Here is a 22,702-nt window from a genome sequence, read left to right as displayed (position 1 = left end):
CCAGTCCGGGCGCAGTCACGCCCCGTCCTACTCGGCCGAAGTCGTCAGGAGTGGACTCACCATGCTTTCGAACCGCCGAATCCCCGCCGCCGCCGCGCTGGCGGCGGCCATCCCGCTCGCGCTCGCCGGCTGCTCCGGGGGTACCGAGACCGCGGCCGAGCCCACCGGACCGGTGACTCTCACCTGGTGGCACAACGGCACGACCGATCCACTCAAGTCGATCTGGGCCCAGGTCGTCGCGGACTACCAGAAGGCGCATCCCGAGGTGACGATCAAGGGGCAGCCGCTGCAGAACGAGGAGTTCACCACCAAGGTCCCGCTCGCCCTGCAGTCGAACGAACCGCCGGACGTCTACCAGTCCTGGGGCGGCGGCGAGCTGGCGTCGCAGGCCACCTCGGGCAAGGTCGCTGACCTGACCGACGCGGCCAAGGACTGGCTCTCCACGGTGGGCAAACTCGCCGAGAGCTGGCAGGTCGACGGCAAGCAGTACGGGATCCCGTGGGAACAGCATTTCGTCGGCTTCTGGTATCGCAAGGACCTTTTCGCGCAGGCGGGGGTCACCGCGCCTCCGTCCACTTTGGACGAGCTCAATACGGCCGTCGCCAAGCTCAAGCAGGCGGGTATCACACCGATCGCGGTCGGCGGCAAGGATCGCTGGCCGGACGCGTTCTACTGGAACTACTTCGCGCTCCGGGCCTGCTCGGCGGACACGCTGAAGCAGTCGGTCAAAGCGGTAAAACTCGAGGATCCCTGCTGGACCAAGGCCGGGCGTGACCTGCAGGCGTTCCTTGCCACCCAGCCGTTCCAACCCGGCTTCACCGCCACCCCCGCCCAGCAGGGCGCGGGCAGTTCGGCCGGACTGGTGGCCAACGGCAAGGCCGCGATGGAACTTCAGGGCGACTGGGAACCCGGCACGATGTCGTCGCTCACCGAGGACAAGGACCTCGACTCGAAGGTCGGCTGGTTCCCGTTCCCGGCGGTCCCCGGCGGCCAGGGTGATCCCGCCGCGGTGCTCGGCGGTGGCGACGGTTTCTCCTGCACCACCCACGCGGTCAAGGCGTGCGTGGACTTCCTGCGGTACCTCGGCAGCGAACCGGTGCAGAACCAGCTCGCGGCGAAGGGCGCCGGGCTGCCGATGTCCGCGTCGGCGGCCGGATCGCTCAAGACCGAGTCGCTGAAGTCCGTCTTCGACTACGGGCAGAAGGCGCCGTACGTGCAGATGTACTTCGACAAGGCGTTCCCGACCGCGGTGGGCGCCGCGCTCAACGACGCCGTCGCGAACTTCTTCGCCGGGCAGGGCACCCCGGAGGGCATCGTCGACGCGGTGAACAAGGCAGCGGCGGGCGACAAGTGACGGCGATGGCCACGCGGGTGCGGGCGGCGGCGCGGCCGTCCGCACCCGCCGTCCGGACGCGGACGCCGGGCGTGCGCAAGAAGCTGGAGCTGACCTTCTTGCTCGGGCCGGCGCTGGTGCTGTTCGCCGGGTTCGTGCTGGTCCCGATCGGGATCGCGGCGTTCTACAGCCTCTACGAGTGGAACGGTTTCGGTCCGCTCGACGATTTCGTCGGCCTCGGCAACTACGCCGACGCCCTGTCCGGCTCGGTGTTCCAGGGCGCCATCGGGCACAACCTGATCATCGCGGGGCTGTCCATCGTGGTCCAGCTTCCGCTGTCCATCGGGCTGGCGTTGCTGCTCAACCGCAAGCTGCGCGGGCGCGCCGTCCTCCGCGCGCTCGTGTTCGCGCCCTACGTGCTGTCGGAGGCGATCACCGCGGTGATCTGGCTGCTCATGTTGCAGCCGAACGGTTTCGTGGACCAGCTGTTGCGCGGTATCGGCCTCGGCGGGCTGGTCCAGCACTGGCTCGCCGACCCGGGGATCGTGCTCTACACCCTGTTCGCGGTGATCACCTGGAAGTACATCGGCTTCGGCATCATCCTGCTGCTCGCCGGGCTCCAAGGCGTGCCCGCCGAGCTGCGGGAAGCGGCCGCGCTCGACGGCGCGTCGGCCTGGCAGACCACCCGGCACGTCGTGCTGCCGCTGCTGGGGCCGACCATCCGGATCTGGGTGTTCCTGTCGGTGATCGGCTCGCTGCAGCTGTTCGACCTGGTGTGGATCATGACCCTCGGCGGGCCAGCCAACGCGTCGGCGACCATGGCGACCTACCTGGTCGACCACGGGTTCAAACGCTACGAATTCGGTTTCGGGAGCGCGGTCGCGGTGATCCTGTTCGTGGTCTGCTTCGTGTTCGCGTTGCTGTACCAGAGGTTCGCGTTGCGCCGTGACACCGATGGCGCGCTCACCAGGATGGTGGACTGATGCGCCGCGCCGGGACGCCGATCGGTTACGTCGCCGCGATCGCCGTCCTCGGGATCACCGTGGTGCCGCTGTTGTTCGTGGTACTGGGCGGTTTCCGCACCACCGCGCAGATCAACGCCTCGCCGGCCGGCCTGCCCGGCCCGTGGGTCTGGGACAACTACGCGGCGATCCTCGGTTCGCCGTCGTTCTGGACGTTCCTGGGGAACAGCGCGCTGATCGCGGTGATCGCCACGGCGCTGACCGTGGCGCTGGGATCGATGGCCGCGTATGCCTTGTCCCGCTACACCTTCAAGGGCCGCGAGGGTTTCTACACCCTGTTCACGCTCGGCCTGTTGTTCCCGCTAGGCGTGGCGACCTTGCCGCTGTACCTGTGGCTGCGCCAGCTGGGAATGCTGGAGAGCTTCTGGGGCGTGGCGATCCCCGAAGCCGCGTTCTCGCTCCCGGTGACCATCGTGATCCTGCGGCCGTTCATGCGGGCGATCCCCGGCGAGATCGAGGACGCCGCCGTGCTCGACGGCGCGAGCAGGCTCGGCTTCTTCTGGCGGATCCTGCTGCCGCTGTCCGCGCCCGCGCTGACCACAGTCGCCGTGCTCGCGTTCGTGACCAGCTGGAACTTCTACCTGCTTCCGCTGCTGGTGTTCAACGACTCCGCGAACTTCACCCTGCCGCTCGGCGTGGCGACGTTCCAGTCCCAGTACTCCCAGGACACCGCGCGCGTGCTCGCGTTCACCGCGCTGTCGATGATCCCCGCGCTCGCCTTCTTCGTGCTCGCCGAACGCCGCATCGTCGGCGGGCTGACCGGATCCGTGAAGGGCTGATCGAACCGTTCGGTTTCCGAAAGGAGTTCCACGATGAACACCATTTCCCTGAAACGAACCGTCGCTCTTTTCACCGCTTTGGCAGGTGTCGCGCTGCTGAACGCGCCACCGGCCTCGGCGGCAGGCCCGCTGAAGGACATCACGAATCGCTACGTCGGTAGCGCCGTCGCGGCGAACCACCTGGCCAACGAAGCCGACTACCGTTCGGTGCTCACCCGGGAATTCGACAACGTCACCCCGGAGAACGAGATGAAATGGGGCGTCGTCGAGGCGAACCGCGGCCAGTACAACTGGTCCGGCGCGGACGCGATCGTCGACTACGCCCAGCGGAACGGCAAATCCGTCCGCGGGCACACGCTCGTCTGGCACAGTCAGCTGCCCGGCTGGGTCAGCAACCTCTCCGCCGGGGATCTGCGGTCGGTGACGCAACGGCACATCGCCACCGCGATGGGGCGCTACCAGGGAAAGATCCGGGCGTGGGACGTCGTGAACGAGATGTTCAACGACGACGGCACCCGCCGCGCCTCGGTGTTCCAACAGAAACTCGGCGACGGCTATGTCGCCGACGCGTTCCGCTGGGCACGGGCGGCGGATCCGTCGGCCAAGCTGTACATCAACGACTACAACACCGAAGGACTCAACGCGAAGAGCGACGCCCTGTACAACCTGGTGCGGACGCTGAAGCAGCAAGGTGTGCCGATCGACGGCGTCGGCTTCCAGGCACACCTCGCGACGCGGTACGGCTTCCCCGGCGGCTACCAGGCGAACCTCGCCCGCTTCGCCGCTCTGGGCGTCGACGTCGCCATCACCGAGGCCGACGTCCGCATCCCGATGCCCGCCGACACGACCAAACTGAACACGCAGGCGACCTACTTCAAGCAACTCTGGGACGGCTGCCACGCCGTCGCGCGGTGTGTGGAGTTCACGACGTGGGGCTTCACCGACCGCCACTCGTGGGTGCCGGACACGTTCCCCGGCGAAGGCGCGGCCTGCCTGTTCGACACGAACCTGCGGCCGAAGCCGGCGTACACGCGGATCAACCCGTGACGTAGGCCGGTTTCGGCCGGACGGCACGACACCGGCCCCTCACCTGTTTCCCTGGTGAGGGGCCGGTTTTGCCGGTCGTACCGGGTGCTCCTTCACCGGCCACTGCGGCGGGACCAGAGATGGGGGCGATTACCCGGCCGTCGATCCGGGTACTAGAAGGATCATGTGGATGGTGCTGGTGATCCCGTTGCTGGTCATGTCGTTCGCGCTGCTGATGGAGCGTGTCGAGGCGAATGTGCCCGAACGGGATCACAGTCGTGCCCCTGAACCCGTCTGAGTGGGAGCCCATCAGTTCGCCGCAGCCGCCCGAAGGATCGCCGCGGCCGAGCGCTCGACGTCGGACTCGGTGGTCGACCAGTTGGAGACCGAGATTCGCAGGTAGCGACGACCGCGCCAGGTGGTGCCGCCCAGCCAGCAGGTGCCTTCGCGCTGGACCGCGTCGATGATCGTGTCGGTGCGGTCATCGTCGCCGAACCCGACCAGCACCTGGTTCAGGACGACGTCGTTGGCGATCTCGGCGCCACCTTCGGCGAGGATCGCGGCGAACAGCCGCGCAAGCCTGCAGCAGCGGCCGACGAGGTCCGCCACACCGTCGCGCCCCAACTCCCGCAAGGCCGCCCACACCGCGAACACCCGTGCGCGACGCGATGCCTCGAGCGTGAGGTCACCCATTCGGGACAGCTCAGCAGAGCCGGCAAGGTAGGGAGCGCGATAGGCGATGGTCTCGGCGTGCAGCGCCGGATGGGCACAGAACGCGAAGCCGGAGTCGTAGGGGACGTTCAGCCACTTGTGCCCGTCGCACGCCCAGGAGTCGGCCAGCTCCAGGCCGTCGACCAGCGCCGCTGTCGCGGGGTTGGCGCCGGCCCAGAGTCCGAAGGCACCGTCGATGTGGACCCAGGCCTCATGCCTCTTCGCGATCGTGCAGGCGGCGCGCAGGTCGTCGCAGGCGCCGGTGTTCACGTTTCCCGCCTGCAGGCACACGATCGTGGGGCCCTCGCCCGCGGCCAGCACCCTGGCCAGATCCTCGACGTCGATCGCGCCCTGCGGACCCGCCGCCACCGCCTGGATCGCCCTGGTCCCGATCCCGAGCAACCTCAGCGAGCGGTCGATGGTCGCGTGCCGCTCGGCGCTTGCGACAACCCGGAGAGTGGGCGCACCGGCCAGACCGTCCCGTTCGACATCCCACCCGGCTCGAGCGAGGACGTGGTGACGTGCCACCGCCAGCCCGACCGTGTTGGCCGCCTGGCCCCCGGTGACGAATCCGGTCGACGCGGTGGCCGGAATGCCAAGGAGATCCCTGAGCCACCTGCCGGCGACGTCCTCCGCGGCGGCCGCGGCCGGTGACAGAGCGGGATTGAAGCTGTTCTGGTCCCATCCCGCCGCCAGGAAGTCCGCCGCGACCGCGGACCTCAAGGCCCCGCCGATGACCAACCCGAAGTACCGCGGACCCGCGGTGGCCACGAGCCCTTCCTCGGCGATGCGGGCGAGTTCCTCGATGACGGCTTCCGGAGGGCTGGACTCCCGGGGAAGTTCTTCACCGAAGGCCTGCCGCAAGGCCGCGAGGTCGACAGGCCGCGCGACAGGTCGTTCACCCAGACCGGCCACATACTCGGCAGCCAGCTCCGCCGCCCGCGTGAAGAGAGAGTACTCCTCGTGCATGAACGTCCTTCCGGCAACGCCACGGCGACTCAGCCTGTCAGACGACACGGTACGGGTCTCGACAGCAGCGACGGCTAGATTGCCTCCAGCAGCAGCCCGGCGAGTTCGCCGGGCATGGTGATCATGCAGTCATGGCCGGCCGGCAGTTCCCGCAGCCGCTCGCCTGCCGGAACGGGACGCCGGGTGATGCCGTCCGGCTCGGCCCCGACGCAATGGATGTGCGTACGCGGGATAGTGCGCGCGGCCGGGTCGTCCAACCGGACCGGCTCCCGAAGGCACCGCACCGGATGATCCGACAGCATCGAACGCAGCCAGGCGGCATCCTCGGGATCGGTGACCCCGAACAAGCCGAGCGGCGGCGGCTGCTCCGGCATCGGCGGAACCCGCCAGCCGTCCACGGCGACGTCGATGAGCTGCTTGGTGACCGGAAGGACATCGACCGCGGCCTCGCCGTCTTCGGGCACCATCGCGTCGAGGAACACCAGGTGCGCGATCCGTTCCGGGACCCGGTGGGCGACCCCCGATATGACCATCCCGGCGTAACTGTGCCCAACGAGCACGACGTCGTCGAGACGCTCACCTTCGATCAGGCCGGCGACGTCGTCGATGTGAGTGCCGAGCCCCACCTCGGGGCCCAGCAGGTGTGACTTGTCGCCGTAGCCGGTCAGCGACGGCGCGAGCACCCGGTGCCCGGCCGACTCCAGCAGCGGGACCAGCCGATCCCAGGCCCGTCCGCTGTGCCAGGCGCCGTGTACCAACAGAAAGGTGGCCATTGCCGTGTGGTTCCTCCTCGTGCCTCGGTACCTTTTGATAACCGAGAACATCGTGATCCACTCGACGCGCACCGGGCAATACGGCACTTTCGGGTGCCCCGGTTCTCAGGAGGTAACCATGCAGGACCCGTGCCAAGCCCGCGAAGTCCTCGGGATCGTCGGGGACAAGTGGGCACTGCTGATCGTGCGCATGCTCAAGGACGGCCCGCGACGCTTCACCGAACTCAAACGGTCCATAGACGGCATCAGCCAGCGCATGCTCACAGTGACGCTGCGCGACCTCGAACGCGACGGGATCCTGACGCGCACGGTCCGCAACGTCATGCCACCGCACGTCAGCTACGAGCTGACCACGATGGGCCGGACCCTGCGCGAGGCCACCGCACCACTGCTCGACTGGAGCATCGAACACCTGCCTCACATCGACGCCGCCCGCGCGGCGTACGACAACCGTTAGTGCGCCGCGTATGCGAACGTGGTCGGTCCCGCGTGTCGAGCCAGGCCGACCTCTGTCTCAGGAACACGGCGGGCTGTACGGCAGCTCAGCCGACACGAACTCGTCCCACATCTCGCGGGTGAGCGTGTTCCCCGTGACGGCGCAGATGCGGTGCATGGCTTGGGGCACGGTCAGGTCCCACAGCCGAACGGTGTGGTCATGGCTACCGCTGGCAAGGGTGGTGCCATCGGGGCTGAACGCCACCGTGCCGACGTGGGCCTGGTGTCCGGTGAGCGGCTGACCCGACTGCGTCCGGTCGGCTGTCCGCCAGAGCCGCACGGTGTTGTCGCCGCTGCCGCTGGCCAGCATGTGACCATCTGGGCTGAACGCCACCGCCGAAACGGGGTTGGTGTGGCCGGCAAGGGGTTCGCCGAGCGGTGTGGCGTGAGCGGGATCGGTGACGTCCCACAGCCGCACCTGCTCGTCGTCGCCGCCGCTGGCCAATGTCCGCCCATCCGGGCTGAACGCGACCCGGCGGATGTCGTCCTGGTGTCCTTTGAGGGGGCCGGACAGCAACGTGGGTTCGGCCGGATCGGAAATGTTCCACAACCACACCGCGACGTCGCTGTATTCGGTGCCCGTCGCCAGAGTTCTTCCGTTCGGACTGAAGGCCACGGCCAAGGGGTTGGCGTCCGGTCCGATCACGATCCGGGACAGCAGCACGGGTTTGGCCGGGTCGGCGACGTCCCATAACCGCGCGGAGTTCTCGTCCTTCACATCGCCGCCGGTGACCAGGACGCGGCCGTCCGGGCTGAACGCCATCGACCGGACGTCGTCGGCATGCCCGGTGATCGGCGCGCCGATGGGCACCGGGTGGGCCGGATCGGCGACGTCCCACAGCCGCACTGTCCGGTCGTTGCCGCCGGTGGCCAGCACACGGCCGTCCGGCCTGAACGCCAAGGCGTTGACGTCGTCTTGGTGGCCGGTGAGCGGCCGGCCCAGCTGCCGCCGATCGGCCGGTGTCCACAACCGGACGGTCCGGTCGCCGCCGCCGGTGGCCAGGATGCGCCCGTCCGGGCTGAACGCCAACGCGTTGACCTCCCCCGTATGTCCTTTTAGGACAGTGTCGGGGATGTTCCACAGCCTTACCGCCCGGTCGCCACTGGCGGTGGCCAGGATGCGGCCGTCCGGGCTGAACGCCATCGACCGGACGCCGTCGGCATGCCCGGTCATCGGCGCGCCGATGCGTGTGGGGTGGGCGGGATCGGTGACGCCCCACAGCCGCACGGTGTAGTCGTCGCCACCGGTGGCCAGTGTCCGCCCGTCGGGCCCGAACGCCAACGACCGGATCGCGCTGGCATGCCCCGTGATCGGCCTGCCCAGTGCCACCGGGCGAGCCGGGTCGGCGACGTTCCACAGCCGCACTGTCCGGTCGTTGCTCGCGCTGGCCAGTGTCCGTCCATCAGGGCTGAACGCCACCGACTGGACCGCCCCGGTGTGGCCGGTCGACGGTGGCCCGAGGGGTTCGGCTCGGTCCGGCGCGGCGACGTCCCACAGTCGCATGGTCCGGTCATCGCCGCCGGTAGCCAGAGTCCGGCCGTCAGGACTGAACACCACGGAGTGGATCGAGTCGGCGTGCCCGGCCATCGGTGGGCCGAGTGCCCTGGGCTGAGCGAGGTCGGCGACGTTCCACAGCCGTACGGTCCGATCGTCGCCCGCGCTGGCGAATGTCCGCCCGTCAGGACTGAACACCAACGACCGGATCGTCTTGGTGTGCCCAGTGATCGGCGGGCCGAGCGCCTCGGGGCGGGCTGGGTCGGTGACGTTCCACAGCCGCACTGTGTTGTCGGCGCCGCCGGTGCCCAGAGTGTGTCCGTCCGGGCTGAACGCCAGCGCACGGGTTGCTTCGCCGTGACTGATGGTTTCGTTCAGCAGCACCGGGCGGGCCGGATCGGCGACGTTCCACAACCGCACGAGTCTGTCACCGCTGCCGCTGCCGGTGGCCAGCGTTCGCCCGTCGGGACTGAACGCCACCACGCTGACGTCCTTGGCGCCCGAGGGCAACGTGGCGGACAGCGGCGCGTTCGCGTCGACGATCAAGTGGGTGCCCGTGTCCGGATCCGCCGGGCGCATGCGGTGGGCGACGAGATCGAGCTGGGCCGCCAGCGACACGTCGACGGTCCGTATCCGGTTCGCCTCGGCGGTGACCTTGTTGAAGATCGCGGCGTCGCGTTGTTCATGGGCGATGTCGCGTTGCTGGAAGGCGTAGACGGCGGCACTGGACGCGACAAGACCGAGAACGGCCAGCAGGGTGACCGCAGTTCGGCGGATCCTGCCCCGCCGGCTTTCGTGCCGGATCGACGCGCCGAGGAAGGCCGCTCCGAGCGGCGTGAGGGCGGCGCGGTGCTCAGTCCTGGACTGCCACCCCCTCGCGATGGCCAGCCGATCACCGCGATAGAGCGAGCCGACCGGTTTCCCTTCTCTCTCCCACTGTTCGGCGGCCTCGATCAACTGCTGCCGGACGACCTGATCGTTGCGGCCCGTCTCGATCCAGGCGCCGAGCTGCGGCCACGCCCGCAGTAACACGTCGTGGGAAAGCTCGACGGCGTTGTCGTCCAGCGTGACCAGACGTTTCTCGATCAGCCAGCCGAGCACCGTCTCAGCGGTCCGCGGTGCCTCGAAGCCTTCGACAAGGTCGGCCGGATCCGCGCGCCGCCTGGCAGGCGGCGCGTCGTGCCTGACCACCACCAGGTGCATGAGGATGTGCTGGAAGATCATGCGCTGCTCGGCCGTGGAACAACGCGCGTAGGCCTCGTCCGCGGTCGCCACGATCGCGCCTTGGATCCGCCCGGCCCGGTCGTAATCCGCCAAGGTCAGCTTGTCGCCCGTGCGCCGCTGCCAGGTGACGGCCAACGCGTGGGCCAGCAGTGGGAGCCCGCCCGCGTCCGTCCCGATCTCGTGCAGGAGGACCTCGACCAGGCTCGGCTCGACGTCGACGCCGATCTGCCGAGCAGGCCGCTCGATGGCCGCTCGCAACCCCACCGGAGTCATCGCCTGGAGGTTGAACTGGCTTGCCGGCAGGAACTCCGCGAGCTGATCGTCGGCGAGGCAGTGGTCGTAGAAGTCGCCCCGCACCCCGAGAACCGCGCGCATCGCGATCAGTGCGGCGATGAAACGCCGCCGCTCGGCCTCGCCGGCGCACAGGGTGAACACCTCTTCGAACTGATCCACCACGATGACAGTCCCGTCCGGCAGCATGCTCGCCAGCCGGGCAGGATCAGCTCTGATCGCCGAGAGCACGCCGTCCACGCTGCCGTCGATGAGCTGCGCGACCTGCTGTGCCAGTGTCTCGCAGGGCTCCTTCGCCGGGGTGAGCAACAGCCATGGGCGTCCACTGCCGGCGACCGCGGTCGTCACGCCCGCTCGAAGCAGCGACGACTTGCCGACACCGGACGGCGCGACGACGAAGACCGGCCCGCTGCGGTGATCGATCTTGTCCATCAACACCGACAAGGCCGCCTCGCGGCCGAAGAACCACCGCGCTTGGTCGGGTTGAAACGCCCGCAGCCCCGGATAGGGGCAGACGTCCTCCGGCCACTCCGCCTGGCTGACGTCGGGCGGGTACGGGTCGTCCGGCAGGCAGATCCACCCCACCGTCGCCGTTTCCTTGACCCGGATGCGTTTGGGCCGATAGCGGGTCTCATCGGCAGCGCTGTGCCAGACCACTTCCCGGAACAACCAGTCGGAGGTGATCACCGCGAGCACACCGGCCGACCCGGCGAGGGCGTCCTTCAACGGTGGCGCGTCGAGCAGCCGGAACGTGTGATTGATCGCGACGCCGGTCGCGCCGTGCGCGTCGAGCAGAACCTCCCCCGCGTGCACCGCCATCCTCAGCCGGATCTGCTCGCCGGTCCCGTGCGCCCGGTTGTGCCTGTTCAACGCTTTCACCAGGCGACCGGGCAGCTGCTCGACGAACAGCTGCTTCGGAACATCCGCCGGCGCCAGAAGAAGCACACCGTCACCCCGGTCTTCGCGATGGCAGACGCTCCAGTGCGGGCCGAGCGCATGTGCCAAGGCCGTATAGACGGCGTTGCGCACGTTCCTCTGTTCCGGGTTCTTCCGGCCGCTGAAGCGCTCCACGTCCACCACCAGAACAGTGCGATGCAGCGCATCAGGCGACACGAGACCTCCCCAGATCACGTCACTCGGCCAAAGATGCCGCCATAGTCCCCGCAGCCGCACAAAGCCGGACGAGCTTTCACTCGTTCGCGTGAACCGATTGATCCCTTGACAGGCAGCGGTTTTCACCGGCGCGGCAGAGAGACCGATCCAGTCGGTGCCCCGTTCGACGCCGCACCGGTCGGCGACGACGATCGGGATCTCGTCGACAACCGCAGGCAGGTCAGGTACTCCTGAACAGCCGGTCCAGCTGCACGTCGATCGCGGCGAGCGCGTCCTGGGGCTCGATCACGTCGAGTTCTATCAGGGGGGTGAAGCCGGTGAGGGCGATGAGCAGGTTGGTCTCGGTCGCCGGGTCGAGGCCGGAGTCGATGTGCCCGTCGGCGATCGCCTGGCGGACCAACCGCTCGACGAGGGCCCGCCCTTGGACGAGGCCGCGGCGCGCCTGCTCGTGCACGGCCTCGTCGTGCAACGCCTCCAGGACGTAGGCGGCGCTCATCCGGCTGGTCGCGCGGGCGTCGGCGTGCAAGGGGAGCATTTCCGCGAGCGTCAGTCGCAGCACGTCACGGGGGTGCGGACGGTCACCGAGCTTTTCGAGCCCCTGGTGTACGCGCACCGAGGTCTGCTCGGACGCGAAATCCATGGCGAAGGAGAGCATGTCGGTCCGGGAAGCGAAGTAGTGCTGCAGCTGTCCGAGCGACATGCCCGCCTCCTGCGCCACCACGCGCATCGTCAGCTGAGTGACGCCGCGCTGCTCCACCACCCGCCACAGTGCGCGGGCGATCGCTTCGCGGCGTCCACGGTGATCCACCTGCTTCGGCATCGCCGGCCTCCCCGCGCAATCCAGGACTGTTCCAATACAGTTGACATAATACACCTGACCTATAACCCTGGGGTGCACGAGGGAGGAGTCGTCATGTCCGAACAGCCGAAGGTACGGACCACGGAAGGCGTGGTGCAGGGACTCTGGCGGCAGGGGCACGCGGTGTTCCGCGGCATCCCCTACGCCCAACCGCCGGTCGGAGCGCTCCGCTTCGCCGCGCCCGCACCGCCGCGCCGCTGGGAAGGGACGAGGCAGGCGGTCGAGTTCGGTCCCGTGGTGCCGCTGTCCCTGCCGATCGACGTGCCCCCGCAGGGCACCGACTGGCTGACGCTCGACGTCGGCACTCCGGACCCCGGCGCGGCGGGACTACCGGTGCTGGTGTGGATCCCCGTGGGCGGCTACCTCTCGGCGGCGTCGAGCGATCCGATGTACGACCCGGCGGCGCTGGCCGAGGCGGGAGTCGTCGTGGTGACCATCAACTGCCGCGTGGGCGCGGAGGGATTCGCGTTCCTCGACGACGTGCCGCCCAACCGCGGATTCCTCGACCAGATCGCGGCGCTGGAGTGGGTGCAGCGCAACATCGCCGCCTTCGGAGGCGACCCCGGCCGGGTCACCGTGGGCGGGGTGTCCGCCGGGGCGGGCTCGGTCGCCGCCCTGCTGACGATGAAGTCCGCGCGCGGTCTGTTCCGGCGGGCCATCGCCCATTCGGTGCCGGGGCTGCACAGCACCCCCGCGCTGGCACGGCAGGTGACCGCCGCGTTCGCGGACCGGCTCGGCGCGGCGGCCCCCACCGCCGAGGCCCTGCGCGACATCGACCCATGGCGCCTGGCCGCCGAGCTCACCTCCTTCAACGCCGGCCTCCACTCGCACCGGGAGAGCTGGGGACGCCTCACGGAGACCGGCACCGCGCTGTGCCCCGTTGTCGACGGCGAGATCCTCCCGGAAACGCCCTGGCCCGCACTGACCGCCGCGCGCGCGAGCGGGACCGAACTGCTCGTCGGCCACACCCGGGACGAATTCAGGTATTTCAGCGTCGTAAGCGGACGGTACGGCACCTTCACCGAAAAGGACGCCGACGCGGCCCTGGCACTGCACGCCCCGCAGCCCGACGGCACGCGGGCCTACCGAGCTGCGTTTCCACAGGCAGACTCGGAGGAGCTGGTGGAGACGGTGTACTCCGACGCCCTCTTCCGCATGCCGTCACAGAAACTGGCCGAGGCGAACGCCGCAGCCGGCGGCACCTCGTACCTGTTCGAACTGTGCTGGGTCGCCCCCGCGCTCGGCGGCATCCTGGGCGCCTGCCACAGCCTCGACGTGCCCCTGGCGTTCGGCACGCTGGGCAGTCCCGTCGGCACCCAGCTCATCGGCGAGGAGCCCACTCCCGAGGCCGTCGCGCTCTCCCGCGAACTCCAGGAGGCATGGGTCCGCTTCGTCACCACCGGCGACCCGGGCTGGCCCGCCCACCGGCCCGGCGGGCACCTCACCCGCGTCCTGGACACCGAGTCGAAGACTCTGCCCTACCCCGAACAGGCATCCCGCCAGATCTGGGAAGGCCACTCCCCCGCCCCCTTCGATCTCTCGTAACCGTCCGGGCCGGCTCCTACGGCTGTGACGCCGCAGGCCCCTGGGCCTGTCGTCTGACCGTGCGGCCTGGCCGCGGTCCGTCCTCCATAACCTGTGCGCCGCAAGCAAGCCGGATTCCACCTGCTCCGCGCACGAACACTCTTGGCGTGACAATCTGTTGCCGCACCACAAATCTGTGCAAGACTGCCTACCAGAGCTCGGTCACCTTGACATTGGTGATCGCGGCCTGGCACGAAGTGCTGCTGTTTCCCTTGAACTTGAGGAAAAGGGTATCGGTGTGCGCCTGGAAGGGCCGGAGCACGACCTTCCGCCAGTGCGCCTTCCCGTCCGCCGCATGTGGCTTGATTTCGGCCGACACCACGGTCGTCCCGTCGTCGTCGGCGAATTCGACGGTGAAGTCGACGTTCTGGCCGACGCAGTTACCCCACGCGTCGGGACTGTTCTGGAAGCTGAGGCGATACCAGGCGCCCGGGTCGGAACTGAGGCGCTGCTGGATCCCCCCGCCGGTGAACTCGGGGCCGAGATCCACAGCCTGGTAGCCGTTGGGATGCTGGGCGAAGCCCGCGCTGAGCAGGTCGTAGCCGGCTCCGATGCCTTGCCAGGGGGTGACAGCTCCGTTGTTGCGCCAGCTGACGCCTGCCAGGGCGGGATCGGTCTCGAAGGTTCCGTTCTGCACCAGGTTGTCCTCCGGTGCGGCGGAAGCTGGGATCGGCTGCGCGGTCAGCGGGGCCGCCAGGAACATGGCCATGACAGCGACGACGGCGCGCCTACGGGATTTCCAATGTCCGGTCATGGTCGAGGTATAGGTTCACACACCGACGCCTAAACGGATTCAACCCGGGCTTCCCCTCTGTGTGTGAACGAGTTCGCCCACAAGTGGATACGGGATTCGAAACGCTCTCGCATCCGTCCTGCTGGCTGTCGTGGCGCGACACCGGCTCGACGGGCCCACCTTCCGGTAGCGGAGCACACTCGGCGAGGTTCCACCGACACCAAGGCCGCCATCGCACGGAGGCCAGGGCTGACACGTTGCGGTCTCCACCGGAGCCGGCTTCTGGACCTCACCTGGGGTGAGGGTGCACACCGTCGTTCGACGACAGGGAGACCATCTTCCGCACATCGATGAGCGTGGTGAACCCGCGCGGTCTGCCCGGCAGCAACAAGATCTGCTACCGGTGTCTCGCGATCACATCCCGACTGGCGACGTGCTGCTGCGGAACAGTGCCGAGATCTGGCGTCTGATCCACAATGGACAGTTGATGGTCGGGAGATCCGCCGACGTTACCGCGGGGCCCCGAGCAAGCCGGAGGCGGCGACGAGGGAAGCCGTCGCCGGCAGTTCGCCGCCGCGCCCGACGACGTCGTCGGTGCGGCGGTTGCCGGAGCTGACCCGGACGGCGATGTGGACCACCGCGGTGTTGACTGCGGTGGTGGTGGCCGGCCACCGCCGGACTCGCTGGCTGCACCGTGTGCACGCGGTCGTTGAACAACCTCCCGGTCCGCCGATGGCCTGTTCAGCCTTTGTGGGGAATCACGAAAATGTGGCTCATGGTGGCGTTGTGCGTTGAGGTGGATCCGCGTGAGTCGGTCAGGTCTTCCACGGCGCCCTGTACCCCGCCGTCCATCCCGTCTACCCACTTCACCATGACGTAGGCGCTGAACCGGGGGTCACAGTCGGCGCGGACGGTGAAGTCGGGCAGGTGCAGTGGTACGTGATGGCGGTGCACCGCGTACGACATCTCGCGGAGTTCCCCGGTAGCCCGGTCCTTGTGGCAGACCTCGTTGCCCTTCCACTGGGTGACGTACAGAGTGAAGGTGGCCGTCGACGCGGTCGGGGCGGGCGTGTCGCAGTGCTTGTCCTTCTGCGGATAGCAGACCTGGAATTGGGTGTCGGCGACGACGCTGAGATGGGTGAATCCCGGCGCGAAGGTGAAGGACCTGAGGACCGGCTCCCGGGCGATCATGCGGGGAGCCGGTCCCACGTGCAGGAGGCCACGTGGCACCGCGCTCTGTGCGGGCACGCCTGTGGTCGTGTTGTCCACGGACGTATCGGCGATCTCGATCCGCCCGCTGTCCAGCCGGAACTGCGCGTCGAGGCCTTCACTGAGCGCGGCGGCGCGGGCGTAGGCGGTGCAGGCGACTTTGGCGGCCACACCGGGATGTAGCAGGAAGCGTGTGGTCAGCTCGACCTCTTCCTTCTCCCGCTCCGACGACGCGCCTTCCGGCAGGATGTTCTGTCCGGTCACGAAGTTCTGTTCACCGCCGGGCCACCTGCACCGCACCTCGTTGTCGAACTGCGAGCGGTGGGTCGCCGAGCTCGCGCGCATCACCGACACCACGTGCGCGGTCTGGGTCGTCGACATCTCGAGCTCGACGCTGCCCAGCGCCACCACCTCATGATCGGGCTTCCAGGATCCGTCAGGCACGGCCTTGGGCATCCGCGGCGCGAGTATGCGACGTGGCACGAAGTCGTATCGGACGATGGCGTCGGCGGGCGCGGCGGCGGGCGCGGGGGTGGAGGGGTCTGCATCAAGGAATGCCGTGCTCGACGGGATCACGATCGCCACGAGGACCGCAACGGCGGCCGGGAGTGATCGTGGGCGCCGCCGGCCAGAGCCGGAGGCCAAGTCCGGAGTGTCGACTGAGGAAACCGGTCTCTCTGCGGTGATCTTGCCGTTGGCCACATGCCAATGCCGTAGCAAATCGGCGAGGTCTTGGTCAGTCGCTCCACACGCGGTGGCGATTGCGGCAATCGTCCGATAATCGGGTGGAACTGTTACTCCAGAGCAGTATCGATGCAGGGTGGAACTGCTGATATGTGACTTTCGTCCAAGCTCTGAGTAGCTCAGCCCGCTGCGCTCCTTGAGCGCGGCGAGAAGTTGCGCAAGCGCGCTGCGCGTGCTCGACACATCCATCGACCCTCCCCAAGTCTCCGGTGCCGCAACCAGTATGGCACCGTCCCACGCCCTCCGGGAAACCCCTGATCAGAGCCGTTTCACGCATGCCGGGACGACATACGTTCCGGCAACCCTTGCCGCCACTGCCTGTTACGCGACATGGTTGTTCCGCACCCCTGGTGGGCCGTGAATCAAATTCACTTCAGGAGCATCCGCACCCACCGAAACTCGACACTCGGCCCCTTATGAAGGGGCCATGTGTTATCGCCGGAATAGTTCGTCACGCTAAATTCTCACTGGTGAAAGGAGACCGCGGGTGAAGCGAATCCTGTCGTTCATTCTCGGTGCCGTGGTGCTGGTCGTGCTCGCGCCGGCGGCGACCGCGAGCGATGCCACCTATGTCAAGTTCACGCCGCAACCGGTGCTCGCGCCGAAGGTGCCCGAGACAAAGCCGGGGGAACCGGTGAAGTTCGACCAGGAGGTCAAGAAGCTGGGCAGCGTGGAGCTGAAGATGTCGGCGACGCAGACCGCCTACGTCAGATCGGTGATGCGCGCGAACTCGGCCACCTACCGCTCGCTGTTCGACAACGAGGTGCGGTGCACCTGGCCAGGCGGCGAACAGAGCTTCGTGACGGGACAGAACATCCTGCAGAAGGGCGCGTCCCTGGAGCCGGACAAGGAGGATGTCCAGCTCACCACCCGCTTCCTGGTGCACCCCGGTGTCGACACGAAGGTCACCTGCACCGCGTACGTCCGTGCCGCCACGATGCGCAAGGAACTCGACGCCCGGTTCCAGTTGCACGACGGATTCCTCGAGTTCGCGGACACGTCCGTGGCCAACACCGCAGCCGGTCTGCCCGCCCAGCGCGCCACGCCCCGTGGCCTCGTGCGTGTCGGGCCGGACCCCGAGGTCGTGGCACGCGAGCCCGCGTTGCCGTACTTCACCCTCGCGCCGGGCTTCACAAAACTCAGCGTCTTCGCCGACACCGAGTACAAGACGTGCTACCCGGTGAAGGACAAGGACTGCAGCAAACCGCCGGCCTCAACGGCCACCTTCACGCTCTTCGTCAACCAGTGGAACGGCGACAAACTCTGCCAGACCAGCAACGCCACCACGACGACCCGCCGGATGTCCTACTCGGTCCACCACCATTACGTGCCGCTGCACCTGCCCGACTTCCCAGTCCGGGCCGACTGCGAACAGCGGTTCAACGCCTACGTCCTGGTGAAGTGGCAGGACGGCATGGACGGCGGGGTGCAGGGAACCGCGGTAGGCCTGACCGACTCACGCGGGTCGACCACGACGCACAACGCCGACATGAGCCATGTGTTCGTCGTACCGGTCAAGAGCTGATGACCGGAAACCGCGCCGCCACAGACAGCGCACCAACAATAAACAGGAGATGAAATGAAGAAACTCTTCGCCACGATCGCCGCTGGTGCGGCCTTGTCCGCCGGCGTGGCATTCGCCGGAACGGCAAGCGCTGAAACGACGGCAGGGACCGCCCCAGCGTCGCGAGAAGGTGGTGTGTCGATCACCGCCTACTCGGACTGCCCGTCCGGCTGGTTCTGCGCCTGGGAGCACGCCGACGCTGGGGGCCGCATGGTGCGCTTCCAGATCGGCTCCGCCAATCTGCAGGGACAGAACTTCAACGACCAGATCTCCTCCGTCTACAACCGCACCAACAGGATCTGGTGCACCTACACCGACGCCAACTACGGCGGCACCCTGTGGCGTGTTTCCGTCGGCTGGCGAGGGAACGTGCCCGCCCACATGAACGACCGCATCAGCTCGCTGCGCCCCTGCTGAGCAGGCGAGTCGATGCCACGCGTTGAGCCGACCGTGAGCCGTACTATCGCGGTCTAGTGTTGCGGATCGGCGATTGGGCCTGGTTTGCCGACAAAGCAGGTCGGCAAACCAGGCCTGTTGCACAACGCGGGCTCGCTTCAACCCGTCGCCTTCGTCGTCTCGACGCTTGATCAGGTCCGCGAGCGCTTCCGCTAACGCCGTGGACAGCTGACGTGACTCGGCCTTGTCCCCAGCGAAAAATCCGGTGGTTCCGAAGGGAACGCCACGTCGGGCTGATCGTGGGCCGACACCCTGACTCCAGGCGAAGATCACCAGTCTGGACGAAGCGGACGCGGCGACACCTCGGACCGTGACAACCGATGAAGGGGGCCGCTGTGTTCGGCGTGTCCCCTTCGAAGGTCGCGGCCTCGATGATCCGATCGGATCGGCGGAGAGCTCAGCGAGCGTGACACGACGGGATCGACCGGCTCGGGCACAGTAGGCACCCAGCCCGCGCGAGCCATGCCTCCAGCAACGCGGCGATCAGCGCGTCCTTCGACCAGACGCGGTAACGCGCCCGGGTGGTGTCATCGGTACGAAGCACCTTCGCAGCACACCACAGTTCCGTCGCACAGCTCGAAAGACTCCTACAAGCCGAGTTCGGCCAATCGCTGGGTGATGCGCGCGTCGGTCGACACGACCGGGGCTTCGGTGCGCACCCAGGGGTCGCCGCCGAACCGATCGGCGAAGATCTTCTCCGCCGTTCGCGTGGACACCGCCTGCATGGTCAGCGTCGGATTGGCGCCGCTCGCGCCGTTGGGCAGTGCCGAGTTGTCGGCGATGTAGAGGGCGTCGACCCACCTGGCGCGGCCGTCGGCGTCGAGCACGGAGTTCGCTTCGGATTCGCCCATCCGCATGCTGGACTGCACATGCAGGATGATCGGTGCCCAGTCCATCCGGAACACCTTCTTGGCGCCGGCGGCGCGGGCGATCTCGACGGCGCGGCGCACGAGGAACTCCCGGTTCTCGACGGTGCGGCGGCCGCGTTTGCGCTGGTGCATCTCCACTTTGGCGATGGACCCGTGTTCGTCGGCCGGCAGGGCGGACAACGACGTGCGGTTCTGCGCCTCGACGTGGTCGTCGGTCATGATCAGCATGGCGAAGACCCGGTCGATGCCGTGCATCATCAGGTCCTTGAGCTCGTTGCCCAGCAGCCTTCCCGCGGGGCCGTCCCAGGGGCCGGTCGGCCCGCGGCCGTTGGCGTACTCGCCGCGGATACCGCTGTCGGACACCGTCATGGTGAACCCGAGCAACGCGGGCGGGATGCCGACGTTCATCACGCCTCCCCTGCCCAGCCAGTCCGATCGGGCCGAGGAGCCGGTCCCCTTGCTCGAACCGGTGTACTCGTCGAAGGTGGCGAACACCCAGTCGAAATAGTGGTCGGTGTAGCCACGGCCGACCCAGTCGTTCGGGTTGGGCAGTCCGCTGTTGAGCCACAATCGCGGATTCTCGGTGCAGCCTCCCGCCAGCACGACGACCTTGGCGTCTTCGCGATGCAGCTCACCGGTGGCGCCGGCCCGCCACGTCACCCCGGTCGCCGTCTTCTTCCCGTTGCGCTCCTCGGTGTGAACCCGCGTGACGAACGCGTCGGTGATCAGCTCGACCGGCTTGCCACCGGCGGCCCAGCGGTCCGCCGTCAGCGCCATCGGCACGTAACTGTTGTCGGTGGACCGCTTCGCGATCTGGTTGCGGGGCGCCTTGGCGGGATGGCTGCATCCCATGATGCAGTAGCCGCAGAAGGTGCAACCGGTCGACGCGGGGTAGAGCAGGCGCGGTTCCGCCTCGTGCCCGGTGACCTTGCCCGCGAACCCTTGCCGAACTCGAAGGCCAGATCAGGCCTGACGCCATGGGTGAAATGCTGCACCGGCTCGCGCGATTCCGCGTGCTCCAGGCATTGGAGAGCCACTGACGTCTTACCGAGCACTTACGAGCTGACATGCTGATGAAAGGTCAGCTTCCAGCCGTCGTCCTGGCGAACGTAGACGCTGCTCACCCGAGCCGAGTAAGGAACCCCGTCCTTGGTGGCGGCGACCTGGTAGTCGACCGCACCCACGACAAGGCTGAGCCTCGTGGCATTCAGACCACTGAGGCTGCACCCTTTCCACTGCGCTTCGCACAAGGCGACCAAAGCCGCCTCACGCTGCTGGATCGGCTTCCGCCCGATCAGAAGAACCACAACGCGGTCATGCAGCACGTCCTCGTAGAACGACCACGCGGCGGCCGGTTCGCCGGCGAGTGAACGCCAGGCGCGTTGCTCGAGATCTGTCAGCGCGTCCACGGCTGTCGCTTCATGATCCGCACCACGAGGCGTTCAGCCGGGACTCATCGTGCGGCCGCTGCACGATCCATGCCTGAGCCCCGCCGATTCTTCATGGCCCCGCACCCTTCACGCCGTCACGTCACCATTCTCCGCCATACGCCGGACGGAGTTCAGCATCCCGCGGTTCGACGCGGCCGAACCTGACGATTACCTTACGATTCGACCGCCCGCGTATTCGGCGAGCCCGGTGGCTGTTTTCGTCATCTCGCGCTGCATATGCCGCTCCGAGGACCGGAGCCCCATACCACGTACGGAATACACTCCCTGCCAACGGATCCGGGTGCCCCCGCCGGGAATCTCATGGAGGTCGATCGTCGCCTGGTGCTGCGCCAACTGCGGGCTCTCCACGGTCTCATAGGCGAACCGCTTCCCCGGCTTGAGGGCGGTGATCCGGTCCCGGACGACAGTCCGGCCCGCCCGGAAGGCACGGGTGGCGCCGACTTCGTCACGCCCGTCCGGCGAAAGCCCGGTCGAGCGGCCGACGTCCAGCTCACCGGCTCCAGACCAGGCAGGCCACGTTCCAGGATCCAGCAACACGGCCCACACCACTGCCGGCGGCGCCACCGATTCGACCAGGACGTCGTACGACCGCACTGTAGGACCCCTTCGGAAAGGCGACTGTGACGACACAGGATCGTGCCACAGGTCGCGTCCGCCGGTAATCCGATCGAGCCACATCGCCAGCGACAATCCACTGTGGACAGACAACCGATTGGGCATGCCCAATCGATTTCACGAGGCGGGCCGGCGGAGAAAAAGATACGTCGACCGGTTGCCGCACGACCGGCCGGTATCCGCTTCCCGGCTTCAGCAAGGTGCGACTACCCAGGACGACGGCGGGTATCCACAGCGTATGACGAACTTCGATCCGGGCATCGGTGGCTTGGCCGATCGCCTCGTCGCGGCGGTGTCAACGCCCGATTGATCGCCGCTCGTGTCGTGGCTCCCGCGGGTGAGCTACCCGCCGCTCGCGTTCGACCTGGTGCACGTACTGTCCACGGCCCAGGCGAAGAAGCGCGCCCGGCCGGTATTCGTGGCGGTCCTGCGCGATCCGCAAGAACTTCACGACCCCCGGTACCCAGGGGAAGAGGCGACCTGGCGGCGGTTGTTACGCGGTTACTTGGCGATCGGCCTGGTGAGGTTCGCGGACGCTACCGCGGCCGACGACCTGCTGAAGCTGGCGATAGCGGGCCTGGGCAAACTCAAGTACGCTCCCGCCCGCAGTAGCTTCGAATCCATGTTGGACAGTCCCGACCCGGACACACGGCAAGAGGCTAAACAGGCGCTGAAGAAGCTCGGTTGACCCCGCGCTTGTGGAGGCCGTGTCCGGCTGACCATCGCCGACTCGGAATCCGCGCTCGCCATCAGTTCGCGGCGGCCCGGCGAGCGGTAAATGGGTATGACGGTGTCCTTCGGGATTCGCTCACGCCACGACGCCGAACCCGACCGAGCGAAATTGCCGTGCGACACAAGGCAACAGCGTCAATGTGCACGCCAACGGGCCCCTTCGCCCTCGTTGACTGGGTATTCTCTGGCAGGAGAAATCACCGAGGTGTCTGGTCTTGTTGGTCTGCGCCGTCCACGGCTCGGGTTGAGCGGGATCCGTGGCGAGCATCTTCGACCGGGCGGTGGTCGGGAACGCCGTGCACGTCCAGGAGGCCTGCCCGAACTCGGTGCGACGTGCTACCGAAACTGGGCAAACGGCTGCTCGGCGGGGTCCGCGTGTCCCGGGACACACTGCACCGGCTGGCGAGCGGCCGTACCGAGCCTCGGGAAACCCGCGTTACGCGCAACCCTCTGCGACGGCGACCGCACGTGATGTCCCGACACGATCGGTCCCCCGTGAGAGCTACTCGGATCGTCCGCTCGTTGGTGATTCGCCGGTGCCGGTGCGCTTCTAGCGTTTCCGGCGAGTCGCGCAGCCGTGCGGCCGTGGTTCTTCTGGAGGTCACCATGCACACGAGGCCGATCGCACCGACGGATCACCAGCCTGGGCGAGCGG

Annotated in this window: 19 protein-coding genes; 9 read left to right on the top strand and 10 right to left on the bottom strand. The window is 67.8% G+C overall.

From position 1 onward, the window contains the following. Positions 1-61 precede the first annotated feature (61 nt). Genes H4W30_RS02515 through H4W30_RS02500 form a run of 4 tightly spaced genes read left to right on the top strand, consistent with a single transcriptional unit; the run spans position 62 to position 4,181 of the window. A complete protein-coding gene (locus H4W30_RS02515) occupies positions 62-1,354 on the top strand; it encodes an ABC transporter substrate-binding protein (protein WP_192741286.1) in 1,293 nt (430 codons plus the stop codon). A 5-nt stretch (positions 1,355-1,359) separates the two neighbouring features. Then, positions 1,360-2,316, top strand: a complete 957-nt coding sequence (locus H4W30_RS02510; protein WP_225948730.1) for a carbohydrate ABC transporter permease — start codon at positions 1,360-1,362, stop codon at positions 2,314-2,316. After that, complete coding sequence (locus H4W30_RS02505; RefSeq protein WP_192741284.1) at positions 2,316-3,134, top strand: carbohydrate ABC transporter permease; 819 nt, start codon at positions 2,316-2,318, stop codon at positions 3,132-3,134. The genes H4W30_RS02510 and H4W30_RS02505 overlap by 1 nt, the downstream gene beginning before the upstream one ends. A gap of 33 nt (positions 3,135-3,167) precedes the next feature. Beyond that, the gene (locus H4W30_RS02500; protein WP_225948729.1) at positions 3,168-4,181 is read left to right on the top strand and encodes an endo-1,4-beta-xylanase; all 1,014 of its coding nucleotides are present in this window, start codon (positions 3,168-3,170) and stop codon (positions 4,179-4,181) included. A 288-nt stretch (positions 4,182-4,469) separates the two neighbouring features. Here the strand turns inward: H4W30_RS02500 and H4W30_RS02495 are convergent, their stop codons facing one another. After that, positions 4,470-5,840 carry a pyridoxal phosphate-dependent decarboxylase family protein gene (locus H4W30_RS02495; RefSeq protein ID WP_192741283.1) on the bottom strand — a complete coding sequence of 457 codons (1,371 nt, stop codon included), beginning with the start codon at positions 5,838-5,840 and terminating at the stop codon, positions 4,470-4,472. Positions 5,841-5,914: 74 nt separating this feature from the next. Continuing rightward, positions 5,915-6,613: an alpha/beta hydrolase gene (locus tag H4W30_RS02490; RefSeq protein WP_192741282.1), complete on the bottom strand. Its 699-nt coding sequence runs from the start codon at positions 6,611-6,613 to the stop codon at positions 5,915-5,917. Between the two features lie 118 nt (positions 6,614-6,731). On the opposite strand from H4W30_RS02490, the gene H4W30_RS02485 reads away from it, so the two are divergent. Next, on the top strand, positions 6,732-7,070 hold the full coding sequence (locus H4W30_RS02485; RefSeq protein WP_192741281.1) for a winged helix-turn-helix transcriptional regulator: 339 nt from the start codon (positions 6,732-6,734) through the stop codon (positions 7,068-7,070). A 57-nt stretch (positions 7,071-7,127) separates the two neighbouring features. Here the strand turns inward: H4W30_RS02485 and H4W30_RS44435 are convergent, their stop codons facing one another. Beyond that, positions 7,128-11,231, bottom strand: coding sequence for an NACHT and WD repeat domain-containing protein (locus H4W30_RS44435; RefSeq protein ID WP_192741280.1), 4,104 nt, complete (start codon positions 11,229-11,231; stop codon positions 7,128-7,130). A 220-nt stretch (positions 11,232-11,451) separates the two neighbouring features. Further along, on the bottom strand, positions 11,452-12,051 hold the full coding sequence (locus H4W30_RS02475) for a TetR/AcrR family transcriptional regulator (protein ID WP_192741279.1): 600 nt from the start codon (positions 12,049-12,051) through the stop codon (positions 11,452-11,454). A gap of 93 nt (positions 12,052-12,144) precedes the next feature. Between H4W30_RS02475 and H4W30_RS02470 the strand changes: the two genes are divergently transcribed. Then, on the top strand, positions 12,145-13,635 hold the full coding sequence (locus tag H4W30_RS02470; protein WP_192741278.1) for a carboxylesterase/lipase family protein: 1,491 nt from the start codon (positions 12,145-12,147) through the stop codon (positions 13,633-13,635). Positions 13,636-13,822: 187 nt separating this feature from the next. Here H4W30_RS02470 and H4W30_RS02465 read toward each other — a convergent pair whose 3' ends face one another. From H4W30_RS02465 to H4W30_RS02460, 3 genes are all read right to left on the bottom strand, one after another. Then, positions 13,823-14,428 (bottom strand): DUF642 domain-containing protein, encoded by a 606-nt coding sequence (locus H4W30_RS02465; RefSeq protein WP_192741277.1) that lies wholly within the window; start codon positions 14,426-14,428, stop codon positions 13,823-13,825. 488 nt (positions 14,429-14,916) lie between these two features. After that, positions 14,917-15,045 (bottom strand): hypothetical protein, encoded by a 129-nt coding sequence (locus H4W30_RS44085; protein ID WP_264082803.1) that lies wholly within the window; start codon positions 15,043-15,045, stop codon positions 14,917-14,919. Positions 15,046-15,148: 103 nt separating this feature from the next. After that, the gene (locus H4W30_RS02460) at positions 15,149-16,549 is read right to left on the bottom strand and encodes a helix-turn-helix domain-containing protein (protein WP_192741276.1); all 1,401 of its coding nucleotides are present in this window, start codon (positions 16,547-16,549) and stop codon (positions 15,149-15,151) included. 298 nt (positions 16,550-16,847) lie between these two features. Here H4W30_RS02460 and H4W30_RS02455 point away from each other — a divergent pair, with 298 nt between their 5' ends. Together H4W30_RS02455 and H4W30_RS02450 are read left to right on the top strand one after the other, a co-directional pair. After that, on the top strand, positions 16,848-17,885 hold the full coding sequence (locus H4W30_RS02455; RefSeq protein WP_192741275.1) for a hypothetical protein: 1,038 nt from the start codon (positions 16,848-16,850) through the stop codon (positions 17,883-17,885). 54 nt (positions 17,886-17,939) lie between these two features. Beyond that, on the top strand, positions 17,940-18,341 hold the full coding sequence (locus tag H4W30_RS02450) for a peptidase inhibitor family I36 protein (protein ID WP_192741274.1): 402 nt from the start codon (positions 17,940-17,942) through the stop codon (positions 18,339-18,341). Positions 18,342-18,967: 626 nt separating this feature from the next. On the opposite strand, the gene H4W30_RS02445 is transcribed toward H4W30_RS02450, so the two are convergent. The 3 genes from H4W30_RS02445 to H4W30_RS02435 form a co-directional block, all read right to left on the bottom strand. Beyond that, on the bottom strand, positions 18,968-20,149 hold the full coding sequence (locus H4W30_RS02445; protein WP_225948955.1) for a GMC oxidoreductase: 1,182 nt from the start codon (positions 20,147-20,149) through the stop codon (positions 18,968-18,970). Between the two features lie 155 nt (positions 20,150-20,304). Continuing rightward, positions 20,305-20,658: a hypothetical protein gene (locus tag H4W30_RS02440; RefSeq protein ID WP_192741273.1), complete on the bottom strand. Its 354-nt coding sequence runs from the start codon at positions 20,656-20,658 to the stop codon at positions 20,305-20,307. 189 nt (positions 20,659-20,847) lie between these two features. Beyond that, positions 20,848-21,294: an SRPBCC family protein gene (locus H4W30_RS02435; protein ID WP_192741272.1), complete on the bottom strand. Its 447-nt coding sequence runs from the start codon at positions 21,292-21,294 to the stop codon at positions 20,848-20,850. Between the two features lie 358 nt (positions 21,295-21,652). Between H4W30_RS02435 and H4W30_RS02430 the strand changes: the two genes are divergently transcribed. After that, complete coding sequence (locus H4W30_RS02430; protein WP_192741271.1) at positions 21,653-22,003, top strand: hypothetical protein; 351 nt, start codon at positions 21,653-21,655, stop codon at positions 22,001-22,003. The last annotated feature ends 699 nt before the right edge of the window (positions 22,004-22,702 follow it).

This window comes from Amycolatopsis roodepoortensis (assembly GCF_014873915.1).
In the GTDB taxonomy this organism is placed as follows: domain Bacteria; phylum Actinomycetota; class Actinomycetes; order Mycobacteriales; family Pseudonocardiaceae; genus Amycolatopsis; species Amycolatopsis roodepoortensis.
This window is presented reverse-complemented; position numbering and strand designations above follow the sequence as displayed.